General features: G+C 46.9%; 21 protein-coding genes. 16 read left to right on the top strand and 5 right to left on the bottom strand.

Features of this window, described 5'->3' with window-relative positions:
- Window positions 1–174: 174 nt before the first annotated feature.
- From AY633_RS11955 to ccpA, 13 genes are all read left to right on the top strand, one after another.
- Window positions 175–1,248, top strand: coding sequence for a M42 family metallopeptidase (locus tag AY633_RS11955; RefSeq protein WP_068488551.1), 1,074 nt, complete (start codon window positions 175–177; stop codon window positions 1,246–1,248).
- Between the two features lie 74 nt (window positions 1,249–1,322).
- A complete protein-coding gene (locus tag AY633_RS11950; protein ID WP_068488550.1) occupies window positions 1,323–1,832 on the top strand; it encodes a DUF84 family protein in 510 nt (169 codons plus the stop codon).
- Between the two features lie 124 nt (window positions 1,833–1,956).
- On the top strand, window positions 1,957–2,475 hold the full coding sequence (locus AY633_RS11945) for a hypothetical protein (protein WP_068488549.1): 519 nt from the start codon (window positions 1,957–1,959) through the stop codon (window positions 2,473–2,475).
- A 5-nt stretch (window positions 2,476–2,480) separates the two neighbouring features.
- Entirely contained in the window at window positions 2,481–2,798 is a 318-nt protein-coding gene (locus AY633_RS11940) for a thioredoxin family protein (RefSeq protein ID WP_068488548.1), read from the top strand.
- 64 nt (window positions 2,799–2,862) lie between these two features.
- On the top strand, window positions 2,863–3,678 hold the full coding sequence (locus AY633_RS11935; RefSeq protein WP_068488547.1) for a DUF1444 family protein: 816 nt from the start codon (window positions 2,863–2,865) through the stop codon (window positions 3,676–3,678).
- Window positions 3,675–4,283, top strand: a complete 609-nt coding sequence (gene ytpR / locus AY633_RS11930) for a YtpR family tRNA-binding protein (protein WP_068488546.1) — start codon at window positions 3,675–3,677, stop codon at window positions 4,281–4,283. Before AY633_RS11935 ends, ytpR begins: the two co-directional genes overlap by 4 nt.
- A 2-nt stretch (window positions 4,284–4,285) precedes the next feature.
- Window positions 4,286–6,937: a DNA translocase FtsK gene (locus AY633_RS16470; RefSeq protein ID WP_068488545.1), complete on the top strand. Its 2,652-nt coding sequence runs from the start codon at window positions 4,286–4,288 to the stop codon at window positions 6,935–6,937.
- Between the two features lie 154 nt (window positions 6,938–7,091).
- The gene (gene murC, locus AY633_RS11920; RefSeq protein WP_068488544.1) at window positions 7,092–8,405 is read left to right on the top strand and encodes a UDP-N-acetylmuramate--L-alanine ligase; all 1,314 of its coding nucleotides are present in this window, start codon (window positions 7,092–7,094) and stop codon (window positions 8,403–8,405) included.
- 175 nt (window positions 8,406–8,580) lie between these two features.
- Window positions 8,581–9,075 (top strand): DUF948 domain-containing protein, encoded by a 495-nt coding sequence (locus AY633_RS11915; RefSeq protein WP_068488543.1) that lies wholly within the window; start codon window positions 8,581–8,583, stop codon window positions 9,073–9,075.
- Window positions 9,076–9,111: 36 nt separating this feature from the next.
- Window positions 9,112–9,867 (top strand): YtxH domain-containing protein, encoded by a 756-nt coding sequence (locus AY633_RS11910; RefSeq protein ID WP_068488542.1) that lies wholly within the window; start codon window positions 9,112–9,114, stop codon window positions 9,865–9,867.
- 17 nt (window positions 9,868–9,884) lie between these two features.
- Window positions 9,885–10,214 carry a bacillithiol system redox-active protein YtxJ gene (gene ytxJ, locus AY633_RS11905; RefSeq protein ID WP_068488541.1) on the top strand — a complete coding sequence of 110 codons (330 nt, stop codon included), beginning with the start codon at window positions 9,885–9,887 and terminating at the stop codon, window positions 10,212–10,214.
- A gap of 248 nt (window positions 10,215–10,462) precedes the next feature.
- Window positions 10,463–11,548, top strand: a complete 1,086-nt coding sequence (locus AY633_RS11900; protein WP_068461594.1) for a bifunctional 3-deoxy-7-phosphoheptulonate synthase/chorismate mutase — start codon at window positions 10,463–10,465, stop codon at window positions 11,546–11,548.
- Between the two features lie 192 nt (window positions 11,549–11,740).
- On the top strand, window positions 11,741–12,739 hold the full coding sequence (ccpA, locus tag AY633_RS11895; protein ID WP_068488540.1) for a catabolite control protein A: 999 nt from the start codon (window positions 11,741–11,743) through the stop codon (window positions 12,737–12,739).
- A 106-nt stretch (window positions 12,740–12,845) separates the two neighbouring features.
- Here ccpA and AY633_RS11890 read toward each other — a convergent pair whose 3' ends face one another.
- The 3 genes from AY633_RS11890 to AY633_RS11880 are packed head-to-tail and all read right to left on the bottom strand — an operon-like array spanning window position 12,846 to window position 15,287.
- Window positions 12,846–14,000: an acetoin utilization protein AcuC gene (locus tag AY633_RS11890; protein WP_068488593.1), complete on the bottom strand. Its 1,155-nt coding sequence runs from the start codon at window positions 13,998–14,000 to the stop codon at window positions 12,846–12,848.
- Entirely contained in the window at window positions 13,997–14,635 is a 639-nt protein-coding gene (locus tag AY633_RS11885) for an acetoin utilization AcuB family protein (protein WP_068488539.1), read from the bottom strand. Before AY633_RS11885 ends, AY633_RS11890 begins: the two co-directional genes overlap by 4 nt.
- 19 nt (window positions 14,636–14,654) lie before the next feature.
- Window positions 14,655–15,287, bottom strand: a complete 633-nt coding sequence (locus AY633_RS11880) for a GNAT family N-acetyltransferase (protein WP_068461600.1) — start codon at window positions 15,285–15,287, stop codon at window positions 14,655–14,657.
- Between the two features lie 166 nt (window positions 15,288–15,453).
- Here AY633_RS11880 and acsA point away from each other — a divergent pair, with 166 nt between their 5' ends.
- Window positions 15,454–17,175: an acetate--CoA ligase gene (gene acsA, locus AY633_RS11875; protein WP_068488538.1), complete on the top strand. Its 1,722-nt coding sequence runs from the start codon at window positions 15,454–15,456 to the stop codon at window positions 17,173–17,175.
- Between the two features lie 34 nt (window positions 17,176–17,209).
- Here the strand turns inward: acsA and AY633_RS11870 are convergent, their stop codons facing one another.
- The gene (locus AY633_RS11870; protein WP_068488537.1) at window positions 17,210–20,227 is read right to left on the bottom strand and encodes a transglycosylase domain-containing protein; all 3,018 of its coding nucleotides are present in this window, start codon (window positions 20,225–20,227) and stop codon (window positions 17,210–17,212) included.
- 367 nt (window positions 20,228–20,594) lie between these two features.
- Here AY633_RS11870 and tyrS point away from each other — a divergent pair, with 367 nt between their 5' ends.
- Both tyrS and AY633_RS11860 read left to right on the top strand, forming a co-directional pair.
- Window positions 20,595–21,860, top strand: a complete 1,266-nt coding sequence (gene tyrS / locus AY633_RS11865) for a tyrosine--tRNA ligase (protein ID WP_068488536.1) — start codon at window positions 20,595–20,597, stop codon at window positions 21,858–21,860.
- Between the two features lie 130 nt (window positions 21,861–21,990).
- Window positions 21,991–22,539 carry a general stress protein gene (locus AY633_RS11860; RefSeq protein WP_068488535.1) on the top strand — a complete coding sequence of 183 codons (549 nt, stop codon included), beginning with the start codon at window positions 21,991–21,993 and terminating at the stop codon, window positions 22,537–22,539.
- 56 nt (window positions 22,540–22,595) lie between these two features.
- On the opposite strand, the gene AY633_RS11855 is transcribed toward AY633_RS11860, so the two are convergent.
- Window positions 22,596–23,408 carry a cobalamin-binding protein gene (locus tag AY633_RS11855; protein ID WP_068488534.1) on the bottom strand — a complete coding sequence of 271 codons (813 nt, stop codon included), beginning with the start codon at window positions 23,406–23,408 and terminating at the stop codon, window positions 22,596–22,598.
- Window positions 23,409–23,452 lie beyond the last annotated feature (44 nt).

Below are 23,452 nucleotides of genomic sequence, written 5' to 3'. Positions count from 1 at the left end.
AAACCCCTCCTTTGCATTCTGGCTAAATTGTACCATAAAGAAGAAAAATGCACGTGAAGAACGATAAGGACTCTAAATATTTCGTCAATCGAACTAGCTGAACTGGCATTCAGTGGGCAAAACCTCTAAACTGGTAAAGGATGCATGTACTTATTAGATTAAGGGGGAACCAAAATGAACCAGGATACAAGAGCAATGTTTAAAACTTTAACGGAACTTCCGGGAGCGCCAGGCAATGAATATGCAGTACGAAAATTCATGCGAAGCGAGCTCGAAAAATATTCAGACGAACTGATCCAGGATAATCTCGGCAGCATTTTTGGCGTCAAAAAAGGCCCAGAAGGCAGCCCACGTGTTATGGTGGCAGGCCATATGGACGAAGTCGGCTTTATGGTCACGCAAATCACCGACAACGGCATGCTGCGCTTCCAGCCACTTGGCGGTTGGTGGAATCAAGTCATGTTGGCTATGCGCGTCGATGTCATTACGAGCGAGCGCACCATTCCAGGTGTCGTCGGGTCGATCCCTCCACATTTGTTGGATGAGGCGACGCGCCAAAAGCCGATGGACATCAAAAACATGCTGATTGATATCGGTGCAGACGATAAAGATGATGCGCTGTCGATGGGGATCCGTCCTGGACAGCAAATCATCCCGTTCAGCCCGTTCACGCCAATGGCCAATGACAAAAAGATCATGGCAAAAGCCTGGGACAATCGCTATGGCTGCGGCTTATCGATTGAATTATTGAAAGAACTGCAAGGCGAGTCTTTGCCGAACCAATTGTTCTCCGGTGCGACGGTTATGGAAGAAGTCGGACTGCGCGGTGCACAAACAGCAGCGAACCTAATCCAGCCAGACATTTTCTATGCACTTGATGCAAGCCCGGCAAACGATGCGACAGGCGATAAAAATGAATTCGGCCAGCTCGGCCAAGGAGCGCTTTTGCGAATTCTCGACCGCACAATGGTTACGCATCGCGGCATGCGCGAATTCATTTTGGATACAGCCGAAACGCACAACATCCCATACCAGTATTTTGTCTCTCAAGGCGGTACAGATGCAGGGAAGGTCCACATCGCTAACGAAGGGATCCCGAGTTCTGTTATCGGCATTTGCTCTCGCTATATCCACACCTCGGCATCGGTCATCCACACCGATGATTATGCAGCAGCGAAAGAGCTGCTCGTCAAACTGGTGAAAGCGACAGACCAATCAACAATGGACACGATCAAACAAAACGTCTAATAAAAAGCGGCCCCCGGGCCGCTTTTTATCTGGCTAGAAATAAACATTCAACACGATGAAAAGGAGAGAAAAACATGAAAATAGGCGTCGCCTCGACCAATCCGGCGAAAACTGGGGCTGTCTCATCAGCTCTTGAGCAATTAGGCATTCAAGCCGAGCTTATCGAACAAGCAGCAGAATCAGGCGTTTCGGCACAACCTTTTTCGATTGAAGAAACAAGAACTGGTGCAATCAACCGAGCGCATCACGTTCTTGCAGATTTTGACGCAGCCATCGGGTTGGAAGGTGGAGTTTTTGAACTTGATGGGCAATTGTATTTATGCAATTGGGGAGCACTCGTCACGTCAGATGGTACGGTATATGTAGCGGGCGGTGCGCAAGTGCCTTTACCTATGGAAATTGAAAAGCCGTTGCGTGCTGGGGAAGAGCTAGGTCCCGTGATGGATCGCTACGCGCAAGAAACCGGCATTCGCCAACACAAAGGCGCTATTGGCATTTTGACGGCTGGCAATCTCAACCGCGTCGAGTTATTTTCTCAAATCGTCGTCTTATTGTTTGGGCAATGGCAAGCAAACAGCGATTAAGTTGCATGTGCTACTAAACATCTTTAAAATATAGCTAGAAAAGAAATGCTTAAACAAGTTTGTCTATTTCCCGGCATTATTTTGACAACGGGAAGCAAATGGAGAAAAAAGTGGGGGAAATGCTGTGCGTCGATTGGGTTTGCAAACAATATTGTGTTCATCAGTTTTGATCCTCGCTGGCTGCGTCAGCCCTGAGGACGACCTGGCAGAAGGCATCTCAACTGCCAGAGCGGTATTCGAACAGGAGGCGCCGGAACCGAATGAGGCAGCCGGCGACACGGAGTTGTATGTTCCTGGTGGCTATGAAGTGGAACAGCCTTCAGATGATCACAATGTCTTGATCACCCGCGGCAGCCAAGCGTTTGCGTTGTCTCTCAATCCAAACGAAGCACCAGACAGCACGTTCTTTTATGATCTGCAAAAAGCGAATCCGGAAGAGACCTGGCTTACAGATGAGAAATTCAGCCAGCATGGCCGTTTTGGTTTCGTCACGGTCCGGGCCATTGCAGAAGACCGCTACGAATTGGTCGTCAGTTCTGGAGGCGCCAAACTATCAACGATTACAGAGCAAGCAGCGCTTCGAAGCCAAATGGAATGGATGATGAAAACGACCCGTTCCATCGAAGCCGCTCAAGAGGAGTGAACCACATGGAAAAATTACAATCTGCCGAACAATTCACGAACTTGGCGAATACGGAAGACGTCATCTTCATGTTTACTGCAGGATGGTGCCCGGATTGCCGGGTGATCGATCCCATCATGCCTGAAATCGAAAAGAAATTCTCTGACTATACGTTTATCTCGGTCGACCGGGATGAGTTCATCGATCTATGCATCGAAAAAGATATTTATGGAATTCCAAGTTTTCTTGGATTCCGTGGCGGCGAGGAGCAAGGGCGCTTTGTCAGCCGTGACCGTAAAACACAGGGGGAAATTGAATCGTTTATCTCCAACCTGTCGAAATAAAAGGGAAAACGGTTCTCCTGTGTGCAGGATGAACCGTTTGTTTGTGAAAAGGAGGAAAATAGGAATGAAATCCGCCGAGTTATTTACTATACTGAAAGAGCGGGTTGCAAATGACCAGTTGAACTGGACATTGGACCGCCAAAAAGATATCGCGAATGTTAGACATAAAAAGCTAGGGAAAGGCATGACCATTTCCTTGCCGCAAGTGATCAACCGTTTTGAAACGAAAGGTGACGCAGCGATCGAAGAAATCACCTATACCATTTCCGAAACTTTCAATGCGATGGAACGTGAGTCAGTCGGGGAATTGCCGGACGAACAGCATATTTACCCAGTCATCCGCTCGACTTCCTTTCCTGAGGAATCCCGTGAAGGCCATCGTTTTCTGACATCTCCGCACACCGCGGAAACACGGGTTTATTATGCGCTCGATGCAGGAACGACTTACCGCCTGATTGATGAAAAGGTTTTGGAGACCCTGGGGATGACAAGCGAACAAGTCCAGGAAATCGCTAAATTCCAAGTGAAGAAGTTGAAGACGGCGGTCAAAGAAGACCACGTCGCAGGAAATGTCTTCTACTTCCTAAATGAAAACGATGGCTATGATGCCACGCGCATTTTGAACGAATCATTTCTGAAAGACATGAAAAAGAAAGTCCAAGGGGATATGACTGTATCGGTCCCCCATCAAGACGTCTTGATCATCGGGGATATCCGCAACGAAGCCGGATATGATGTGCTAGCCCAGATGGCGATGCATTTCTTCACGAATGGCAAAGTACCGATTACGTCCTTGTCGTTCGTCTATGAAAACGAGGCGCTTGAACCGATATTCATCTTAGCGAAAAACAGACCCGAGAAGGAGAACGATAAAAAATGAATGCATTTTATAATAAACAAGGCGTCGGCGATGTGCTGCTCGTCCAATTAATGTTGGAAAAACCAGAAAAAATCCATACGGAACAATTTGGAGATGTGACTTTGATCAAAAATGAACAGCAAGAGATTGCCGGGTTCAATTTGTTCCAAGCAAGCGATTATGTGGATCTTCCAGAAGGACAGCCTGTAGAAGTGACTGAGTCCTTAGTGACTGCACTTCAAAATGCATTGGAGAAAAACGGTGTCTCCCATACGCTAGAAGTCGATTTGACACCTAAATTTGTGGTCGGCTATGTTGAGTCGAAAGACAAGCATCCGAATGCTGACAAATTGAATGTGTGCCAAGTAGCGGTTGGTGAAGAAACCTTGCAAATTGTTTGTGGCGCGCCAAATGTCGAGGCTGGCCAAAAAGTAGTCGTTGCCAAAGTGGGTGCAGTCATGCCTTCAGGTATGGTCATCCGCGATGCGGAACTGCGCGGCATCGCTTCTAGTGGCATGATTTGCTCAGCGAAAGAATTGGCTTTGCCGGATGCACCGGCTGAAAAGGGAATTTTGGTATTGTCGGAAGATGTACAAACAGGATCTCCATTTGAAATGAAGGTGTAACGATGAGCTGGATGAAAAATATGTGGAATAAAATGTTCACAGAAGAAACGGAAACTGAAGAAAAGCCATTGGCCCGTAACGACCAAGCGCCAAATGCTGAACCGGAAAAGCAGGAAAGCAAACCTGCCCCATTCCGATTTCCGCTTATTTCTGACGATGAAGCAAAAGGCTTGCCTATGGACAACCGTAAACCCGAACGTCGGGAAGAAAAGCCACGTTTTGACGGAACACCAAAAGAGGCAGAAGAAAAAACATATGAGCTGGATGCCTTAGAACCAAGTGGCAAATTGCCAAAACCCAACGCAGGACGCAATAAGAAAAAACGTCCTCATGTGCCGAAAACAGCTGAACCGCAAGGCCTTGACCTTCCGGGCAACACGACAAGACGTTTCCAGCCAACGCGTGTAGCATCGCCTGTCCACGGCTTCACAGACCGCCCGACACCAATTGATGAATTATTGGAACAGGAAGCGAAAAAGAGGGCAGAACTAGAACGCAAAAATGACTGGTCCCAACGCAGCTTGCAGGAACTGTACAAAAAAAGCGATGACCGCTTACCGCAAGTGAATAAATCTGAAACTGGTACGAAAACGACGGTTAATAAGCCAAAAGAACATAAAGAGCATACGCTAGAAACTTCAGTTGCCGATGAAAAAACAAATGTAAACACAGAAGCGGGAGATAGCCAGGCAACGGAAAAAAAGCCTGAACCTCATTATGAGTGGGCGGACCGCAGCTTACAGGACTTGTTGCCGAAAAATCAAAAATCCGCAAGCCAGCCGGAAAAAACAGATGAGACAGTTTACGAAGCAGCAGACTCAAAACCTGAATCACCGGAAAATTTAACGGTCGGCAATGTCGAGAAAACGGATGATACGTTCGACCAAGAGGTCAAACAAAGCAACGTACCGGTAACTTCTGGGCTGCCTGAAGCCGAAGCGCTGTCAGAAACAACAGTGGAAACGGATACAAAAGCAGAATTAGAAACAGAAACAGAGATGGCCGAGCTGGAAGCAAGCGAGAAAGAACTGGTACATAGCCCGGAGCCGAAAACGGTATTGCCGCAGGCGAAATCGCCAAGCAAAGGCAAAAAAGAACGGACAGTGCCATTTAATGTGTTAATGCTGAAGTCTGATAAAGAACGGTTGCCAAAGCAATCGCTAGCTACGACAACGGAAAAAAAAACGGCATTAATAGAGAAAACGGCAACAGAAACGGCAAATCCTGACGAGAGAAGCCATTCGCGCTATCAATTGCCAGGCCAGGAGTATCTTCTGAAGCCTGAAAACGATTTGAAAGATGAAACTTGGATGGAAGAACAGGGCCAACGCCTAATCGAAGCTTTGTCCCATTTTCAGATCAAGGCGGAAATTGTCGATACTGTTCAAGGGCCGGCTGTTACTCGTTTCGAGTTGCGTGTCGCCCAAGGAATCAAAGTTAGCAAAATCCGTAATTTGGCCGACGACTTGAAGCTGGCGCTCGCTGCGCGGGATATCCGCATACAAGCACCGATTCCGGGGAAAAGCTCGATCGGCATCGAGATCCCGAACCGCCAAAGCCGTGCTGTACGCTTATCGGAAGTAATCGGAAGCCCCAATTTTAAGGCCTCAGACTCACCGCTAGAAGCTGCACTTGGGCTCGACCTTGCGGGAAATCCGGTGACGCTTGATTTGCGGAAGATGCCGCACGGCTTGATCGCAGGAGCTACAGGCTCAGGCAAAAGTGTTTGCATCAATTCGCTGCTCGTCAGCCTACTTTACCAATCATCACCGCGCGACTTGAAAATGCTGCTGATTGATCCGAAAATGGTCGAACTAGCTCCTTATAACCATATTCCACACTTGGTCAGTCCAGTCATCACTGACGTTAAGGCTGCTACAGCTTCATTGAAGTGGGCAGTGGAAGAAATGGAACGCCGTTACCAGCTGTTTGCGCACACAGGGGTCCGTGATTTGGATCGTTACAATAAACTGGTCCATGAAAAGGGACAGCCGGCACAGCATCTACCATATATCCTGATCGTCATAGACGAACTGGCTGACTTGATGATGATGTCACCATCGGATGTAGAAGATTCTATTTGCCGCATTGCACAAAAAGCACGTGCTTGCGGAATCCATTTAGTTATCGCTACCCAGCGTCCGTCGGTGGATGTTATTACTGGATTGATCAAGTCCAATATTCCAACGCGTATTGCTTTCTCGGTATCGTCTCAAGTCGACAGCCGGACAATCCTGGATACTCAAGGGGCAGAACGACTTCTTGGACGCGGAGATATGCTTTACTTAGGAAATGGCATGGCTGCACCTAGCCGCTTGCAAGGAACGTTTGTAACAGATGATGAAATCGAAAAAGTCATCAATCATGTCCGTGCACAAGGTCAACCGGAGTATATCTTCAAAGAAGAGGAATTAATGCAGCGCAGCCAGTCTCCTTCTGAGCAAGATGATTTGTTTGAAGAAGCCTGCCGTTTCATCATGTCACAAGGAAGCGCCTCGACTTCCTTGCTGCAGCGGAAATTCCATATTGGTTATAACCGAGCAGCGCGCTTGATGGACCTGATCGAAGAATATGGTTTCATTTCAGAACAGAACGGCAGTAAAGCAAGAACGGTGCTAATTACGGAAAGCGATATTGAAGAAGTGTTCCGTTAAACCTAGCTGTCTCTGAAATTACAGGAATTATTGATTATTTCAGTGCCTCCCCACTTTGTGATATAATCGGAGCATTGTGAAAAACCACTCGGCTATTGATTCCGCACAGGCGGTTTGACTAGACTAATTTTCCACTCCCACAGGAGGTTCATTTATGACAGTATTACATTTTACGGGCATTAAAGGCTCAGGCATGAGCGCGCTCGCCCAAATCATGCACGATATGGGCGAATCGGTGCAAGGCTCTGATATCGCGCAACATTTCTTCACAGAAGAACGGCTGCGCGAAAGAGGCATTACGATTTTGCCTTTCGATCCCGAAAATATTTCGAAAGAGATGACAATTATTGCGGGGAATGCGTTTAACGACGAGCATCCAGAGCTGGTAAAAGCCCGTGAAAGCGGAGCGACTATCATTAGATATCATCAATTTCTTGGCGACTTGATGAAGCAATACGTCTCAGTTGCCATCACAGGCGCACATGGTAAAACTTCGACGACCGGACTGATGGCACATGTACTAAACGGCTATAAACCCGTGTCATATCTGATTGGAGACGGTACGGGCTCAGGGCAGGAAGAATCCCATTTCTTCGTGGCCGAGGCGTGTGAATACCGTCGCCATTTCCTGGCGTATCACCCGGACTATGCCATCATGACCAATATCGATTTTGACCACCCTGATTATTTCGGGAGCATTGATGATGTCTTCAAAGCGTTCCAAGAAATGGCGCAGCAAGTGAAAAAATGCATTATCGCTTGTGGAGATGATGAGTACCTTCAGCAAATTCAAGCGCCAGTGCCCGTTGTCTACTATGGCTTCGGCGAAGAAAATGATTTCCAAGCACGCAATATCGTCAAATCGACAGAAGGAACAACGTTTGATGTTGTCATCCGCAATGAGTTTTTCCATACTTTCACTATTCCGATGTATGGGGATCATGCTGTGCAAAATGCTTTGGCAGTTATTTCACTCTGCCAATACGAAAGCATTCCTGCGGATATTATCCAAAGCCAATTTCTCAGCTACGAAGGAGTTAAACGCCGCTTTACGGAAACAGTCATCGATGATCGCGTGCTAATTGACGACTACGCACATCATCCAACAGAAATTCGCGCGACTTTGCAATCGGCAAGCCAGAAATATCCGGAGCGCGAACTGATCGCGATTTTCCAACCGCATACTTTCAGCCGCACCCAGACCTTCCTTCAGGAATTTGCTGATTGTCTGCAAGAGGCAGACCATGTCTATTTATGCGATATTTTTGGTTCTGCGAGGGAAGAAGCGGGTACGTTGACGATTCGGGACCTTCAAGAGAAAATCGACGGCAGCCAGCTATTGCCATTAGAAGATGTTGAGAAGCTAGCGAAACACAATAATGCAGTATATCTTTTCATGGGAGCTGGAGATGTAACGAAATTTCAGCAAGCTTATGAAGAAGTTTTAACAATGCCTAAAAAAGCCTAACCATCACGTATGGTTAGGTTTTTTTATTGGATACGACAAGAAATACGAAAAAATTTATAGATGGAGAAGGGCTTTCAAAGCTTTTGCCGAATAATATTAGAGGCGTGTTTAAACCCATATAGGGCAGGGTAGAAACAGGTATACGATACTTAACAAAACCGAAGGAGGAAACAGAATGGATTGGTCAATTTTGCTTTACATTGCCGCGATTGTAGCCGCTGTTGGATTTTTAGTACTATGTATAGCGCTGGCAATGACCTTGAACTCACTCAAGAATACATTAAAAGAGGTTTCCGGAACTGTTTCAGGGCTGGAGAACCAATTGCAGGGAGTTACATTAGAGACAACAAACCTTTTGCATAAGACAAATGAATTGGCAGAAGACATTTCAGTCAAATCAGAGAAACTGAATGGTGTCGTCGATGCAGTTAAAGGCGTCGGAAACTCCGTGACGGACTTGAACTCTACAGTCCGCAGCATCACTTCACGCGTTGGCGTGCAAGTCGAAGAAAACGAAGACAAAATTGCCCAAGTAGTTCAGTGGAGCAATGTTGCCATGGGCATTGCAGACAAATGGAAAGAACGCAAAGCCTATCAATCACGCAGCACAGAACAGTACGCGCCGGTTCCTGGCCAGAAGAAATTGCCAGGCAGCAGCGATCAATATTAAAACAATCAAATCATGAACATAATGGAGGAATGGACAATGGGAAAAAACAAAAACACGTATTCTAAACCTGATTATAACGAATCCCAATACAATGGCGAATATTACACGCAAGGCGGCAAATACAGCGACCAAGGCGGACAATACGAACAAAGCCAATATGTGCCTCAATCATACGGTTCATCAAGCCGTTATGACGACCTATATGATTACGAGGAGTCAACTGGCGGATCTGGTTTCCTAACGGGCATGATCGTAGGCGGCTTAGTAGGTGCGGCAGCAGCGTTATTTTTCGCTCCTAAAGCTGGAAAAGAGCTGCAAGCAGATTTGAAGACACAAGCTAATACCTTCAAAGAAAAAGCACAGCAGTCGAGAGAATCAAGCGATTCAAACGATGGCCAAGGCTTTACGCAACAATTGAAAGAGCAATCGACAAAAGTAGTCGACAAAGTAAAAAACCTGAAAGCAAGCAATTCGCCGATGGATGACGGCACGGCTTCGTCTGAGGGCGAAGAAAGTGTAGAATTGCTGGAAACTGTTCAAAACAAAGTCGATAGCGGTGACAAAGCCGGTAACGATGCGTTTACATCTACAGCCAATGCATTGAAAGAAGCGGTTGAAGAAGTGAAAGAAGAAAACAAATCGAGCCATAACGATTCGAAAACATCTGCAGCGACAAATGCCGCCGCAAGCTCTCAAGGTTCGGCCGATTCGACTTCTTCATCAAACGCTAAAAGCTCTTCAGCGGCTAAGGGATCTTCAAGTTCACAAGGCAATCAAAACAAAAAGAATTAATTTTGGGAGCGGTTAAAATGGAAAACTTTGTACATGTGAGAAACTTGGATGAGCTTAAGCAAGCGGTAGGCAACGAGCAGCATTATTGGTTGCTCAAGCACAGTAACACTTGCCCAATCTCAGCAGGCGCCTGGAAAGAATACGCTGAGTATGCATCATTGCACCCCCAGCAAGTATTTCTTTACTTGGTCGTCCAGGAAGACAAGCAACTTTCGACGGCTATGGAAGAGATAACGGGAATTCGCCATGAGTCTCCCCAACTTTTCCATTTTGCCAGCGAGCAAGTTGATTGGCATGCAAGCCATAATAAAATCAAAAACGCAGCGATGAAGGAATTCATTGCTTAAGGTAACGAGTGTTTAAGAAAAGCGGATGGAGTGATTCCATCCGCTTTTACTATGCAAAAAATATTTTATGGAAATGTTCTATGCCCCGCCACGTGTACATTTCTGGCCTGATTTTGCTAGTGAAAACGCTTTAGTGCGTTGAATCGCTAAACATATTTCGTGACTTTGCTGAATAGTTTGCTTATAATGGTCATATCGTGTTAATATGACAGCTATTATAGCGTCACTCTTGAAAGGGGAAGTTGAGAATGAGTCAGACAGAATTAGAACAGCTTAGAGAACAAGTGGATGCAGTGAACCTGCAAATTCTATCTCTTATCAATGAGAGAGCTTCCGTGATCCAAGAGATCGGAAAGATTAAGGAAAAACAAGGTGCAACGAAATACGATCCATTGCGCGAGCGCCACATGTTGAATCTATTAAAAGAAAACAACAAAGGCCCACTCGATCAAAAGACCGTTGATCATATTTTCAAGGAAATTTTCAAATCTGCACTTGATATGCAGGAAGAAGATAGCCGCAAAGCACTTCTCGTTTCACGCAAGAAAAAGGCAGAAGACACGATCGTTTCCGTTAACGGTGAAAAGATCGGCGAAGGCGCACCATCATTCATCTTCGGTCCGTGTGCAGTAGAGTCCCAAGAGCAAGTCGACCAAGTAGCACAGGCTATTAGCGACAAAGGCTTGAAATTGATCCGCGGCGGCGCATACAAGCCGCGCACATCGCCATATGACTTCCAAGGGCTAGGCTTAGAAGGATTGAAGATGCTCAAAAAAGCAGCTGACCAATACAAGCTTGGCGTTGTTTCTGAAATTGTTACACCTCATCATTTGGAAGAAGCACTTGATTACGTAGACGTTGTTCAAGTCGGCGCACGTAATATGCAAAACTTCGAACTATTGAAAGCAGTTGGACAGATCAATAAACCGGTGCTCTTGAAGCGCGGCATGTCTGCGACTGTTGATGAGTTCATCAAAGCAGCTGAATATATTATCGCGAACGGAAACGACCAGATCATCCTGTGCGAGCGCGGCATCCGCACATATGAAAAAGCGACACGCAACACGCTTGATATTTCTGCCGTGCCAATCTTGAAACAAGAAACGCATTTGCCGGTATTCGTAGATGTTACGCATTCTACAGGACGCCGCGATTTGCTTTTGCCTGCTGCTAAAGCAGCAATCGCAATTGGAGCTGACGGCGTGATGGCGGAGGTCCACCCGGATCCAGCAGTCGCACTGTCTGATGCTCAGCAACAAATGAGTTTGCCGCAATTCGATGAATACTACGATTCATTGATGAAATTCATGAAGCAGTATGAATTGAAAATATAAGAAAAAGCCGGACGCGTTCCGGCTTTTTTTATTTTTCATAAGCAGTAAGCGATAAAGGGCATGAAAACGCCAGAAAGATGGACAGTTTCATGAACTTTCCTTGTAAGCGCTGCTTCAATACATAATAAGAGTTGATATTCATAAAGCGGTTATCGTATCATTGAATGAAAGAATGGAACAGGAGGGCGCAAAATGACCGTTACGATTTATGATGTGGCACGTGAGGCAAACGTTTCCATGGCTACCGTATCCCGTGTAGTGAATGGCAACCAAAATGTAAAACCGGCCACAAGAAAAAAAGTACTGAAAGTGATTGAAGAACTCGGCTATCGTCCGAATGCCGTAGCTCGCGGATTGGCGAGCAAAAAAACCACAACGGTCGGCGTCATTTTACCAGATATCTCAAACAGTTCGTATTCTGAACTGGCACGGGGCATCGAAGATATTGCGACGATGTATCGCTACAATATCATCTTGTCCAACTCCGATCAAAATCCAAACAAAGAATTGCAATTACTTGAAACAATGCTTGGCAAGCAAGTTGATGGCATCGTCTTCATGAGCGATGTGATTTCTGATGAATTGCGCAAGGAAATGGAGCGATCGCCTACACCGATCGTTTTAGCAGGGTCGCTTGATGATACGGCAACGATTGCTTCTGTAAACATTGATTATTATGCGGCGGCATATGAAGCGGTGCAAAAATTCATCGACAGCGGCCATAAGAAAATCGCTTATATTTCGGGACCCTTGTCCTCTGAGATTAATCGTGAACACAAGTTGAAAGCCTATCAGGATGCTTTGAAAGCAGCGGGCCTTGGCTATGATGAGCGGTTGGTCGTTGAATGCAATAACACATACGAGGAAGGTTTAGCGGCTGTGCAGACACTGGAAACGGTTGAACCGACGGCGTATTTTGTCAGCAATGACGAAATGTCGATCGGTGTTATCCATGCAGTGGAAGCACTCGGCAAAAAGATTCCTGAAGATGTGGAAGTCATCACTTACGAAAACTCGAAACTTGCCCGCATGGCACGCCCGATGCTGACAGCTGTGGCTTTGCCGTTATACGATATCGGTGCTGTTGCGATGCGCTTGTTGACAAAGTATATGAATGATGAAGAAATTGAAGAAAATCAAGTCGTGCTGCCTTATCGATTGGAAGAACGGCAGTCAACAAAAAACGAGTAATCGGCGAATACAATAAAAAACGCCCTTGCATTAGGATTGAATTTAATCCCGTCGCAAGGGCGTTTTTTTTTTAGCTGCGGAATATTCCGAATGAATCAAGTGGAATTCACTGATTACGAATCATGTAGAGAGCTTTGTCGAGCATTTGTTGGTTTTTCTCTGTGATTTCCATTTTCCTTGGAATGGGCTTGTACATGTTTTCTGGATCTGACCAGGTCTCGATTAAAGGGACAGGAGATTCTGTTTGCCATCGCTTGAGCCATGCTTCAGGCAGTTTCCCGTGCGGCAAAGGCTGACTGTTCATTTCCATCCATAGCATTGACCAGGCGCGTGGTACGACCCGCCAGATGTCATACCCGCCGCCACCGACCGCTATCCATTTGCCATCGCAGAATTCATGTGCCAGTTCATGGGCGATTTTGGGGATTTCGCGGTAGATTTCCATTGTACTGCTCAAGTGAGTCAAGGGATCTAGATAATGTGCATCGGCGCCGTTCTGGCTTAAAATGACATCGGGCTTGAAATGCTCGATGATTTCGCGCATAGCGGTCCGGTAAATGTCCAGAAACGACTCGTCCTCTGTGAACGCGTCGATCGGGAAGTTGAATGAAGTGCCATAGCCTTGGCCGCTTCCGCGCTCATTGATATTGCCAGTGCCAGGGAACAGATAGCGGCCAGTTTCATGAATAGATACCGTACAGACGTCGGGGTCGTCGTAAAAACACCATTGGACGCCATCCCCGTGATGTGCATCCGTATCGATATACAAGACGCGTGCGCCATACTTCTGTTTCAAATAATGGATGGCGACTGAGCTGTCATTATAGATGCAAAAACCCGATGCCTTTCCGCGAAAGCCATGATGAAGACCGCCACCAAGGTTTAATGCATGTTCCGCTTTGCCCTCCATTACTTGGTCAACCGCAGTCAAAGTGCCGCCGACTAAGCGGGCGCTCGCTTCGTGCATATTCTCGAAAATCGGCGTATCTTCTGTCCCGATGCCATAGCCTTCGCCAGCTTCCGGTGTGACTTCGCCGCGGCTCGCTTTTTTGACGATGTCGATATAGCGCTGGTCGTGCGCAAGCAATAATTCTTCATCTGTTGCAGTCCGTGCAGGCACAATCAAATCCTCTGGAAGGGCTTTCATTTCCTTCAGCAAGTCAATCGTTAAAATGAGCCGTTTTTGGTTGAACGGATGCGTTTCAGAAAATTTATACCCCAATTGATCTTCTGAATAGATGAAGACAGCGTGTTTTTTCATTCCTGTAAGAGATTCGGCCATAGGACATCGAAACCTTCTTTGCGCAAATCTTCAATAATGGAAATGGGGTTCATCGTTTTGATACGGAAAGCCAATATCTTATTGGCATTGTCTTCCCGGTCCGGATAGACGAGGACGCTTAATACATTAACTTTATGCTCATAAAACACTTTGCTCACTTCGTATAGAGCACCAGAGCGGTTGGGCACTTTAATTTCGATTTGAGACCCGGGCTGATGCGCACCAGTCAACTCGATATACGTATACAACAAGTCGGTCTCTGTTAGAAAGCCCACAAGTTCATTTTGGCTGACGACCGGCAAGCAGCCGATTTTTTGCTCATAGAACAATAAAGCAATCTCCTCTACGAAGTCTAACGGGTGAGCGATCATCGGATCCTTGGTCATGATTTCCGATACTTTCTTTTTATACGGTTCACCTTTTGGAGATACGGTAAACATGGAAGGCATCGCGTCTTTTAAATCACGATCGGTGACGATGCCGACAACTTTTCCATCGTCAACGATGGGGGCGTGGCGAATTCGTTTTTCTTCAAACAAATCCAACACGTCTTGGACGGTCTGGTCTGAACGCAGCGTGAATACGTCTTTCTTCATAATTTCTTCTATCAGCATACAAACACCCCTTTAGTAATCAGTACATATAGCGGTTCATGAAACGCAGCTGGTCGAACTGTTGGATCGAGTCTGTATCGACACGCGAACCGATGCGTGCCATTAGCGTATTGGCTGGATGTGAGCTAATTTCCGGATCGTCGGTAGCGAAATATTCAAGTCCACCCGCTTGCATCATTTTTTCCATGATTTTACGGTACTCCCAAACATTCAGTCCAGTACCTTTTAAATCCCAATGCCAATAATATTCTGTCGTGATGACGATAAAATCGTTGAAAGCATCGTCCATCATCGACACTTGTAACAGCGCTTTGCCGACGCCGGCGCCCCGATACTTCGGGATGACTTCGATTGCCCCGAGCTCAATCAAATTTTCCATTTTTCCTTCAGACCAACGCTCGAGCGGATCGGGGTAGAGGTATGTGACATACCCAACAATCATGTTCTGGTCACGCGCAATCAAGATGCGCCCTTCTGGCAAATCAGCAATATCTGTAATGGCTTTGTGCTGCTGTTCTGGAGGCCGGAAAGCCGTCAAGTCTTCATGGAAATCGAGCTCTTTTAACTCTCTAGAAGGGACTGGTCCCTCGATGATGATACGTCCGTGTTTCGTTTTTAACTCCATCGCATTGTACGTCTTCTTATGTTCCATCATTTCACCGCCTGTGGTTGCAATTAGTTTTATTATACATGAAGGGGGAAAGGAAAAGAAAGTTGCTTGGATAAATACACCGTATTTTCTAAAGAATTAAAATTATTAGCATTTCCCTTCCAGCTTGATGTAGAATATAGAGAAACAATAGGAAAGGATGATTTATGTGAGAGTGGAAGCGTTACCAGCAAAACCAGGAAAGCATCATTTACATAATTACGAAGAGCAGTCAGCGAATTTTGACTGGTCCGAAGTTGAAAAAGAGTTCAGCTGGGCGAAAACCGGGAAAATCAATATGGCCCATGAGGCGATTGATCGCCATGCTGAATCGGATCGTAAAAACAAAGTTGCTCTCTATTATATAGATCAACATCGGAATGAAACTTATACATTTTACGAAATGAAACGCATGACGAACCGTGCGGCAAATCTATTGAAATCACATTCCGACTTGGAAAAAGGGGACCGTATCTTCATCTTTATGCCCCGTTCTCCTGAATTATATTTCCTTATGTTCGGAGCGTTGAAGATGGGCTTGATCGTTGGACCGTTATTCGAAGCATTTATGGAAGGGGCCATTTATGACCGTCTCGAGGATAGTAATGCCAAAGCAATCATTACGACGCCAGAATTGCTTCCGCGTATCCCGAAAGACCGCCTTCCAAATTTGAAAACCATCTTCCTGGTCGGGGAAGAAGGGGCAGAAGAAACAGATGGCCATGTCGACGTCTTGAAGCATCTGAATTCCTGCTCGGACGAATTCGATGTGGAGTGGCTGGAAAAAGAAGATGGCTTGGTGCTTCATTATACTTCCGGCTCTACCGGCAAACCTAAGGGTGTCTTGCATGCGCAATATGCAATGGTGCAACAGTATCAAACCGGTAAATGGGTACTGGATTTTCAAGAGCAAGATATTTACTGGTGCACAGCTGACCCCGGATGGGTTACAGGCACAGCATATGGCGTGTTCTCTCCGTGGCTCAATGGTGTCACAACCGTTATTCTGGGCGGACGCTTTTCTCCTGATGCTTGGTATCAAGCTATTGAAGATTACGGCGTTACGGTCTGGTATAGCGCACCTACAGCATTCCGCATGCTGATGGGAGCAGGAGACGCTTTAGTGAAAGAATACAATCTTTCAACTTTGCGCCACGTCTTGTCTGTTGGGGAACCGCTAAATCCAGAAGTCGTCAAATGGGGAGCGCAAGTTTTCGATAAACGCATCCACGATACGTGGTGGATGACGGAAACAGGTGGACAAGTCATTTGCAATTACCCGTCGATGGCGATCAAGCCAGGTTCAATGGGCAAACCGATCCCGGGGGTTCAAGCAGCGATCGTTGACGATCAAGGCACGGAATTGCCAGCCAACCAAATGGGCAATCTGGCGATCAAAAAAGGATGGCCATCCATGATGCGGCAAATCTGGAACAATCCGCAAAAATACGATTCCTATTTCTTGAATGATGAGTGGTATGTGTCCGGCGACTCAGCCTATATGGATGAAGACGGGTATTTCTGGTTCCAGGGCAGAGTCGATGATGTCATCATGACTTCTGGCGAACGGGTCGGCCCGTTTGAAGTAGAAAGCAAACTGCTGGAGCATCCAGCGGTAGCCGAGGCAGGTGTCATCGGAAAACCCGATCCGGTACGCGGAGAAATCATTAAAGCCTTCGTTGCGCTCGTAGAAGGTTATGAGCCGTCCGATGAATTGATTGAAGAAATCCGTCAGTTCGTTAAAAAAGAATTGGCTGCACACGCAGCACCGCGTGAAATCGAATTTAAAGACAAGCTTCCGAAAACACGAAGCGGCAAAATCATGCGCCGCGTCTTGAAAGCGTGGGAATTGGATTTGCCGACTGGCGATTTGTCCACAATGGAAGACTAGTAAAAGCCCCTCTGCTAATGCAGAGGGGCTTTCGTTATGCTGCGTCTTCTTCACTTTCAGGAGCTTCAGTGTCTGGTTCTGAAGGCTCTTCGGGTTCTTCCTCTTCTTCTTCCTCTTCAGGTTCTTCCTCTTCAGGTTCTTCTTCTTCGGGTTCCTCCGGTTCCTCTGGTTCTTCAGGAGCCGGTTTTTCCTCGGCCGGTTTTTCTTCCGGTTCCGGTTTTTCAGTTTCTTGCGGTGGTTCCGGAGCTTGTTCTTTTTCCGGTTCCGGTTCAGGAGCTGGTTCCGGCTTCGGTTCCGGTTTTGGCGCTTCGATCGTTACGCCGTTGGAAGCAGCCGATTGACGGCCTGTAATGTCCACTGCGACAACTGTATACGTTCCAGGGCCAGGCGCACTATAGGAGTTGCTGCTCGATTCTGATACAGAAGAAACTCTGCTGCCGTTTCGGAATACGCGGTAACCGACGACATCATTCGAAGCGGAATCGCTCCACGTGATGGTGCGTCCGTTGATCGAAGTTCCGACCGGGGCAGGGGCTGCACTGTCTGCATCAAATGTAGCACTTGAAACGACGTTGCTGAATCGTGAACTGCCAGGGAATAATTTCCCTGCATCTCCGCCGAATGGTGCGAGCATGCGGTCAACATATTCCTCAGACACGCCGAGGCCACCGCCAGATACAAATTCACTTGGTGTAGTTGATAAGGCAGCATAGCGCTTGCCATTGATGGTCGTATACGATCCACTGCTCAAGCTATCATCGCCAGCTTTTGGCGTCATGATATCCGCGATGAACAAATCGGAACGGACCAAGCCCGCTTTTTTACAAGCATCGTTTGGCGCAAATCCAGAAATGCCGCAGAATGAACGGGAGACGACACCTTCAGGTTCTTTAAATGTATCGCCAGAGCCAATTGCGTCAGGTGCCACATCATAAGTTGTATTCATTAAGTTTGCCCACAATTGATTGACGCGGACGGATGGCTGTAAATTCTGGTTCCGGAAATTATCCAGGGTGAATTTTTCTTGATCATAGCCAAGCCAAACACCCATCGTGATGTTCGGGTTATAGCCGACAAGCCAGACATCTTTAGTGTCTTGTGTCGTTCCGGTCTTACCAGCAAAATCGGCATTGAATTTCAGCATGCCATTCGCACGGCTAGCCGTTCCGCGGTCCGTTTTGAAAACATCGCGCAGCATATCGGTCAATACATACGACGCTTGTGGCGTGAAGACATCTTTTGCTTCGACTTCGTGTTCATAAATGACATTGCCGTCTGCATCTTCGATCTTATCGATCATGGTCGTTTCCATATGCTTGCCGCCATTGGCGAGTGCGGCATAAGCGTTCGCAACTTCTTCAACAGAACCTTCGATACCGCCGCCGAGTGCTGCAGAAACGACGCCATCATTTTCCTCTACGCGCGAGAAGCCATTGTCGATCAAGTATTGGATCGGCATATCGTCACGCATTTGCGCAAACAAACGCAATGCAGGAAGGTTTTGCGATTGGGCCAGTGCGTCACGCGCTGGCATGATGCCTTGCTCGCTTGTTGGAACAAAGTTAGCTGGTTCATATGGTTTACCGTTGTCGTTTAATGTGAACTTCACATCGACTACTGGGCTGCCAGCGCCGATCAAGCCATTTTCCAAGGCTGGGCCATAAACAAGTAAAGGCTTAACCGTCGATCCGATCGATCGGTAGGCTTGGGTTGCGTGGTTCAGTTTTTCAATTTCGTGATCACGCCCGCCGACAAAGCTCAAGATGCGGCCGGTGTCGTTTTCCAAAGTGACACTGCCGACTTGGACAGGCAATTGGCGGGTTTTGGTTTCGCCGTTTTCGTCAATATAATCCTCGGACAAGGTCGTGCCGTATCCTTGGTACGCTTTTTGTGCTTTATCTTGTGCGATGTACAGGTCTTTATTGATACTTGAATGGATACGGTAGCCATTCGAACGCACTGCACGGTCAGCTAAAATCGCATATTCTTCGTATAAGTTTTGGTCTTGGTCAAGTGTTTCAGGATCGACGCCATTTTGTTCTGCCAACACATCCATAATGATACGAGTTGCACGTTTTTCCAACTCAGTCGTCACGAAAGGATGGTCTTCGTATGAACGGGTTTCGCCCGTTCTAAAGTCTGCAGCGATATCGTACTCCAGCGCTTCTTGGTATTCAGCTTCTGTGATGTAGCCTGTTTCAAGCATGCGATAAAGTACCGTTTTCATACGGTTGAGGCCAGGTTCCAAAGCCTCCCCTTTTTTAGGGACCCCACCGGCCGCATAAGGCGTATAGCTGAAAGGCGCTTTCGGGATGCCGGCGATGAATGCCGCTTGCGGCAAGTTCAAGTCGCTCGCTGGCACATTAAATATGCCTTTTGCCGCAGTCTCAATCCCAGCGATGTTCATGCCAGCTGAATTTCGGCCATAAGGAATGATGTTCAAATAGGCTTCCATGATTTCTTCTTTGGTCATGAATTTTTCGAGGCGCATAGCCAAGAGAATTTCTTTTGCTTTTCGTTCGTAGGAGACTTCGTTCGTCAGAATTTGGTTTTTAATCAATTGCTGAGTTAACGTGGATCCTCCTGATTGGCTGTCTGAGTTAGAGACATCCTGGAACAATCCGCGCATGATCGCTTTCGGGACAATGCCATCATGTTCGAAGAAATATTCGTCTTCGGTAGCTAGTACCGCATCAATAGCAACATCAGAAACATCTTCTAATGTCGTTTCTTCACGGTCAAGGTCGGTCTGCAATTTGCCAAGGTAGGTATTGTCGGCAAAATACAATTGAGAAGTTTCCTCATAGCTGTAAATGTCTGACAGCATTTCATCCTCGGTCCGCAGCTGTTCTTCGTCCACGAGGGAAGCGAAATAGCCAGCTCCTGCCGATGCAGCGAATACGCCACCTGCTACCAAAATAATCGCTACAATGATTGCCAAATTCCAAATGACTCCCGTGGTGATTTTGAATCGTTTAAACCATTTGTGGGACGTCCATTTATCGGTTGTTTCTTCTGCCTTCAATAACCATCTTCTGAGTTTATCTTGCACATTATCCCCCTCCTAAAAATCTTTTCTATTATAGCATAATCCGATAATTGAAACGAAAGATATTGACAATCTTTAGGATTCGAGTACACTACAGTATAGAATCTTTATAATCAAGCGAAGAAAGGTCCGCAGTAGGGCATGCAGTTTTGAAATCAGAGAGCCGGTGGGAGGTGCGAACCGGCCAAAACGCATGCCACGAATTACAGGCCTGGAGTTTGCGGAAGTGCCCCGTCTGGCACATTCGAGTGGGAGGCTACGTCCTCCAAGCTGGGTGGTACCGCGCATATGCGTCCCTGCATGAATTTCATGCAGGGGCTTTTTTGTGTCCCGGCAATCAGGTGAATCAAAAATAGAGGAGGAAAATTAGATGACGAATGCATTAATCGAAGACTTGAACTGGCGCGGGCTTCTATATCAACAAACGGATGAAGAAGGAATGGCAAGTGTACTGGACCAGGAAAAAATCTCATTATACTGCGGCGTCGACCCGACAGCTGACAGCATGCACATTGGACACATTGTCCCGCTATTAACATTGCGCCGCTTCCAACTGCATGGACATCGGCCGATCCTATTGGTGGGCGGGGCCACCGGTATGATTGGAGATCCGTCTGGTCGCAACGAAGAACGTCAATTGCAGTCGACAGAACAGATCGATCGCAATGTCGATTCCATCAAAAAGCAAATGGAACAGATTTTTGATTTCCAAACAGAAAATGGAGCGAAGATGGTCAATAACCGTGACTGGATCGGCGGCATGAGCGTTATCGAATTCCTACGTGATTTCGGTAAATTGATTTCCGTCAATTACATGCTGGCAAAAGATTCGGTGGCATCGCGTCTTGAAGGCGGGATTTCATTTACAGAGTTCTCCTACACCTTGATCCAAGCCATTGACTTTAATCATTTGTACAATGAATATAATTGCCGCGTGCAGATTGGCGGTTCGGACCAATGGGGCAATATCACATCCGGTCTTGAAGTAATCCGCAAGACACATGAAGAAGAAGCGAAAGCGTTCGGCATCACGATTCCGCTTGTGACTAAAGCGGACGGCACGAAATTCGGCAAAACGGCTGGCGGTGCTGTTTGGCTCGACGCGAAAAAAACTTCTCCTTATGAGTTTTACCAGTTCTGGATTAATACAGCGGATGCGGACGTTGTTAAATACTTGAAGATTTTCACTTTCCTTGAAAAGGAACAAATTGAAGCACTCGCTGAAAGTGTAGAGACGGAAGCACATCTTAGAAAAGCACAAACGGTACTAGCAGAAGAAATGACCAAGCTCATTCACGGCGAAGAAGCACTTCTTGACGCACAACGTATTACGAAGGCTTTGTTCAGCGGTGATTTGAAAAGTTTGAGCGCGGACGAAATGAAGGCGGCGTTCAAAGATGTTCCTTCTGTTGAGATGCCAAAACTAGCAAAACCGATTGTGGATTTGATTGTGGATGGCAAAGTATCCCCTTCGAAACGACAAGCGCGTGAAGATATCACGAACGGTGCCATTTCCATCAATGGTGAAAAAATTCGAGACCTTGAATACGTAGTCGATGAAAAAGACCGCTTGGACGATGAGTTTGCCGTTGTCCGCCGCGGCAAGAAAAAATATCATATGATTCATTTTGTTTAAACACAAAAGCCGCTTGCTGACGCAGGCGGCTTTTCAAGTGCCCGCACAGGTTTAATACCCTTTTGACAGGGAAAGACAATCTTAGATACATAAACCAATATAGGAACTCATACAAGGGAGGACGAAAGAGATGTCACGAGTAGTCGGGTCATACGGAACGGAAATGGAAGCAGTGGAAGTAATCGAGGATCTTCAGCGGCAAGGCTACCGAGATGAAGACATTTCGGTTCTTAGTAAAGATAAAAAAGACGTGGAGCGTGTAACCGAAGAAACCGGAACCCAGGCCAGTGAAGGCGCGGCAGCTGGCGCGGCTACTGGAGGTGCGCTTGGCGGCCTTGGAGGTGTGTTGGCAGGCCTTGGGGCGCTAGCGATCCCTGGGATTGGGCCAATTGTCGCAGCGGGTCCAATTGCGGCTGGCCTGACTGGCGCAGTAGCTGGCGCGGGCGTTGGCGGGATTGCGGGTGCTTTAATCGGCCTAGGCGTGCCGGAAGATGAAGCGAAAAGTTACGAAGAGCAATTCAAAGAAGGACGCATTCTTGTGTTAGTGGAAGAAGATAAAACGAAGCAATCTGAGCCAAGCGACGTGAACCGCTTGAAAGAAGGCGAAGATCCATTGATCGGAACACAAGGCTCGACGAATATTCGCGGGGATACTGAACCGGGACGCAACCAACTTTAAAAGAAAAAAATCCAGCGGCGCTTTCAATGCGCCGCTGGATTTTTTGCGTGTCGATCCTATCTATTCGATTGCTTTTCCTTAATAAAAGAAGGAAGCGGAAAATCTTCGAACGCCAGTGGGTGAACAAGTTTGCCGAGCTTAATGGCGCCTTCGATTAATCTAGGGGATGGCCGGCAAAATAAAGCCTCTTCCATGACGTGGATATGGTCGATCGCTTTCATGGATTGCCAGTCAGGCCGTTTTAATACCAATTCTGGTTTGACCTTTGAAGTCATGATGCCGACCCAAGCAAGTAAAATAAAGTCTGGCTCTCGTTGCCTAACTGCATCCCAATCGGTTTGGATGTTCGCGGTCTCTTCATCTTCGAAACAATTGCGGGCACCGATTAACCGGCTAATTTCGCTGAGCCAGTTGACGCCTCCGGGAGTGAACACAGGCTTTGGCCACCATTCCCAGTACAGGGAAGGGGAGGAGCTTGTACTGTCGCCGCGTTTTTTCAGTTCGTGGATCGCCTCGTCGTATTCCTCGAGCACTGCTGAGCTGTCAAAGTTTATGGCATCAGCCACTGTCTTCAAATCGCTTCGGATGTCAGTGAGCGATTGTGGATCGAGGATAAGGTGGGGGATCTTGCGCTGTTTGAGTTCTTCAATGTTTTTTTCCATGCCAGGTACGCTGAGTGACGCCAGTACAAGGTCCGGTGCAAGAGCTTCTACTTCGTCCATGCGGATGGATAAATCCGGTCCGAGACGCGGAAGGCCATCAATGCTCTTTGGCCAGTCGGAATAATCATCGACACCGACGAGCAAGTGATCGGCATTTAAAAAAGCGAGCAATTCAGTATTGCTTGGGCAAATGGATACGATTCGCATTAAAACGCCTCCTTTATGGAACCAGTTTAGCACAGTCAGGGTAA

Origin of the sequence: Planococcus maritimus, from assembly GCF_001592825.1 — a bacterium.
In the GTDB taxonomy this organism is placed as follows: Bacteria; Bacillota; Bacilli; order Bacillales_A; family Planococcaceae; genus Planococcus; species Planococcus maritimus_C.
The sequence above is the reverse complement of the archived record's forward strand: the minus strand, read 5'-3'. Positions and strand labels throughout refer to the sequence as shown.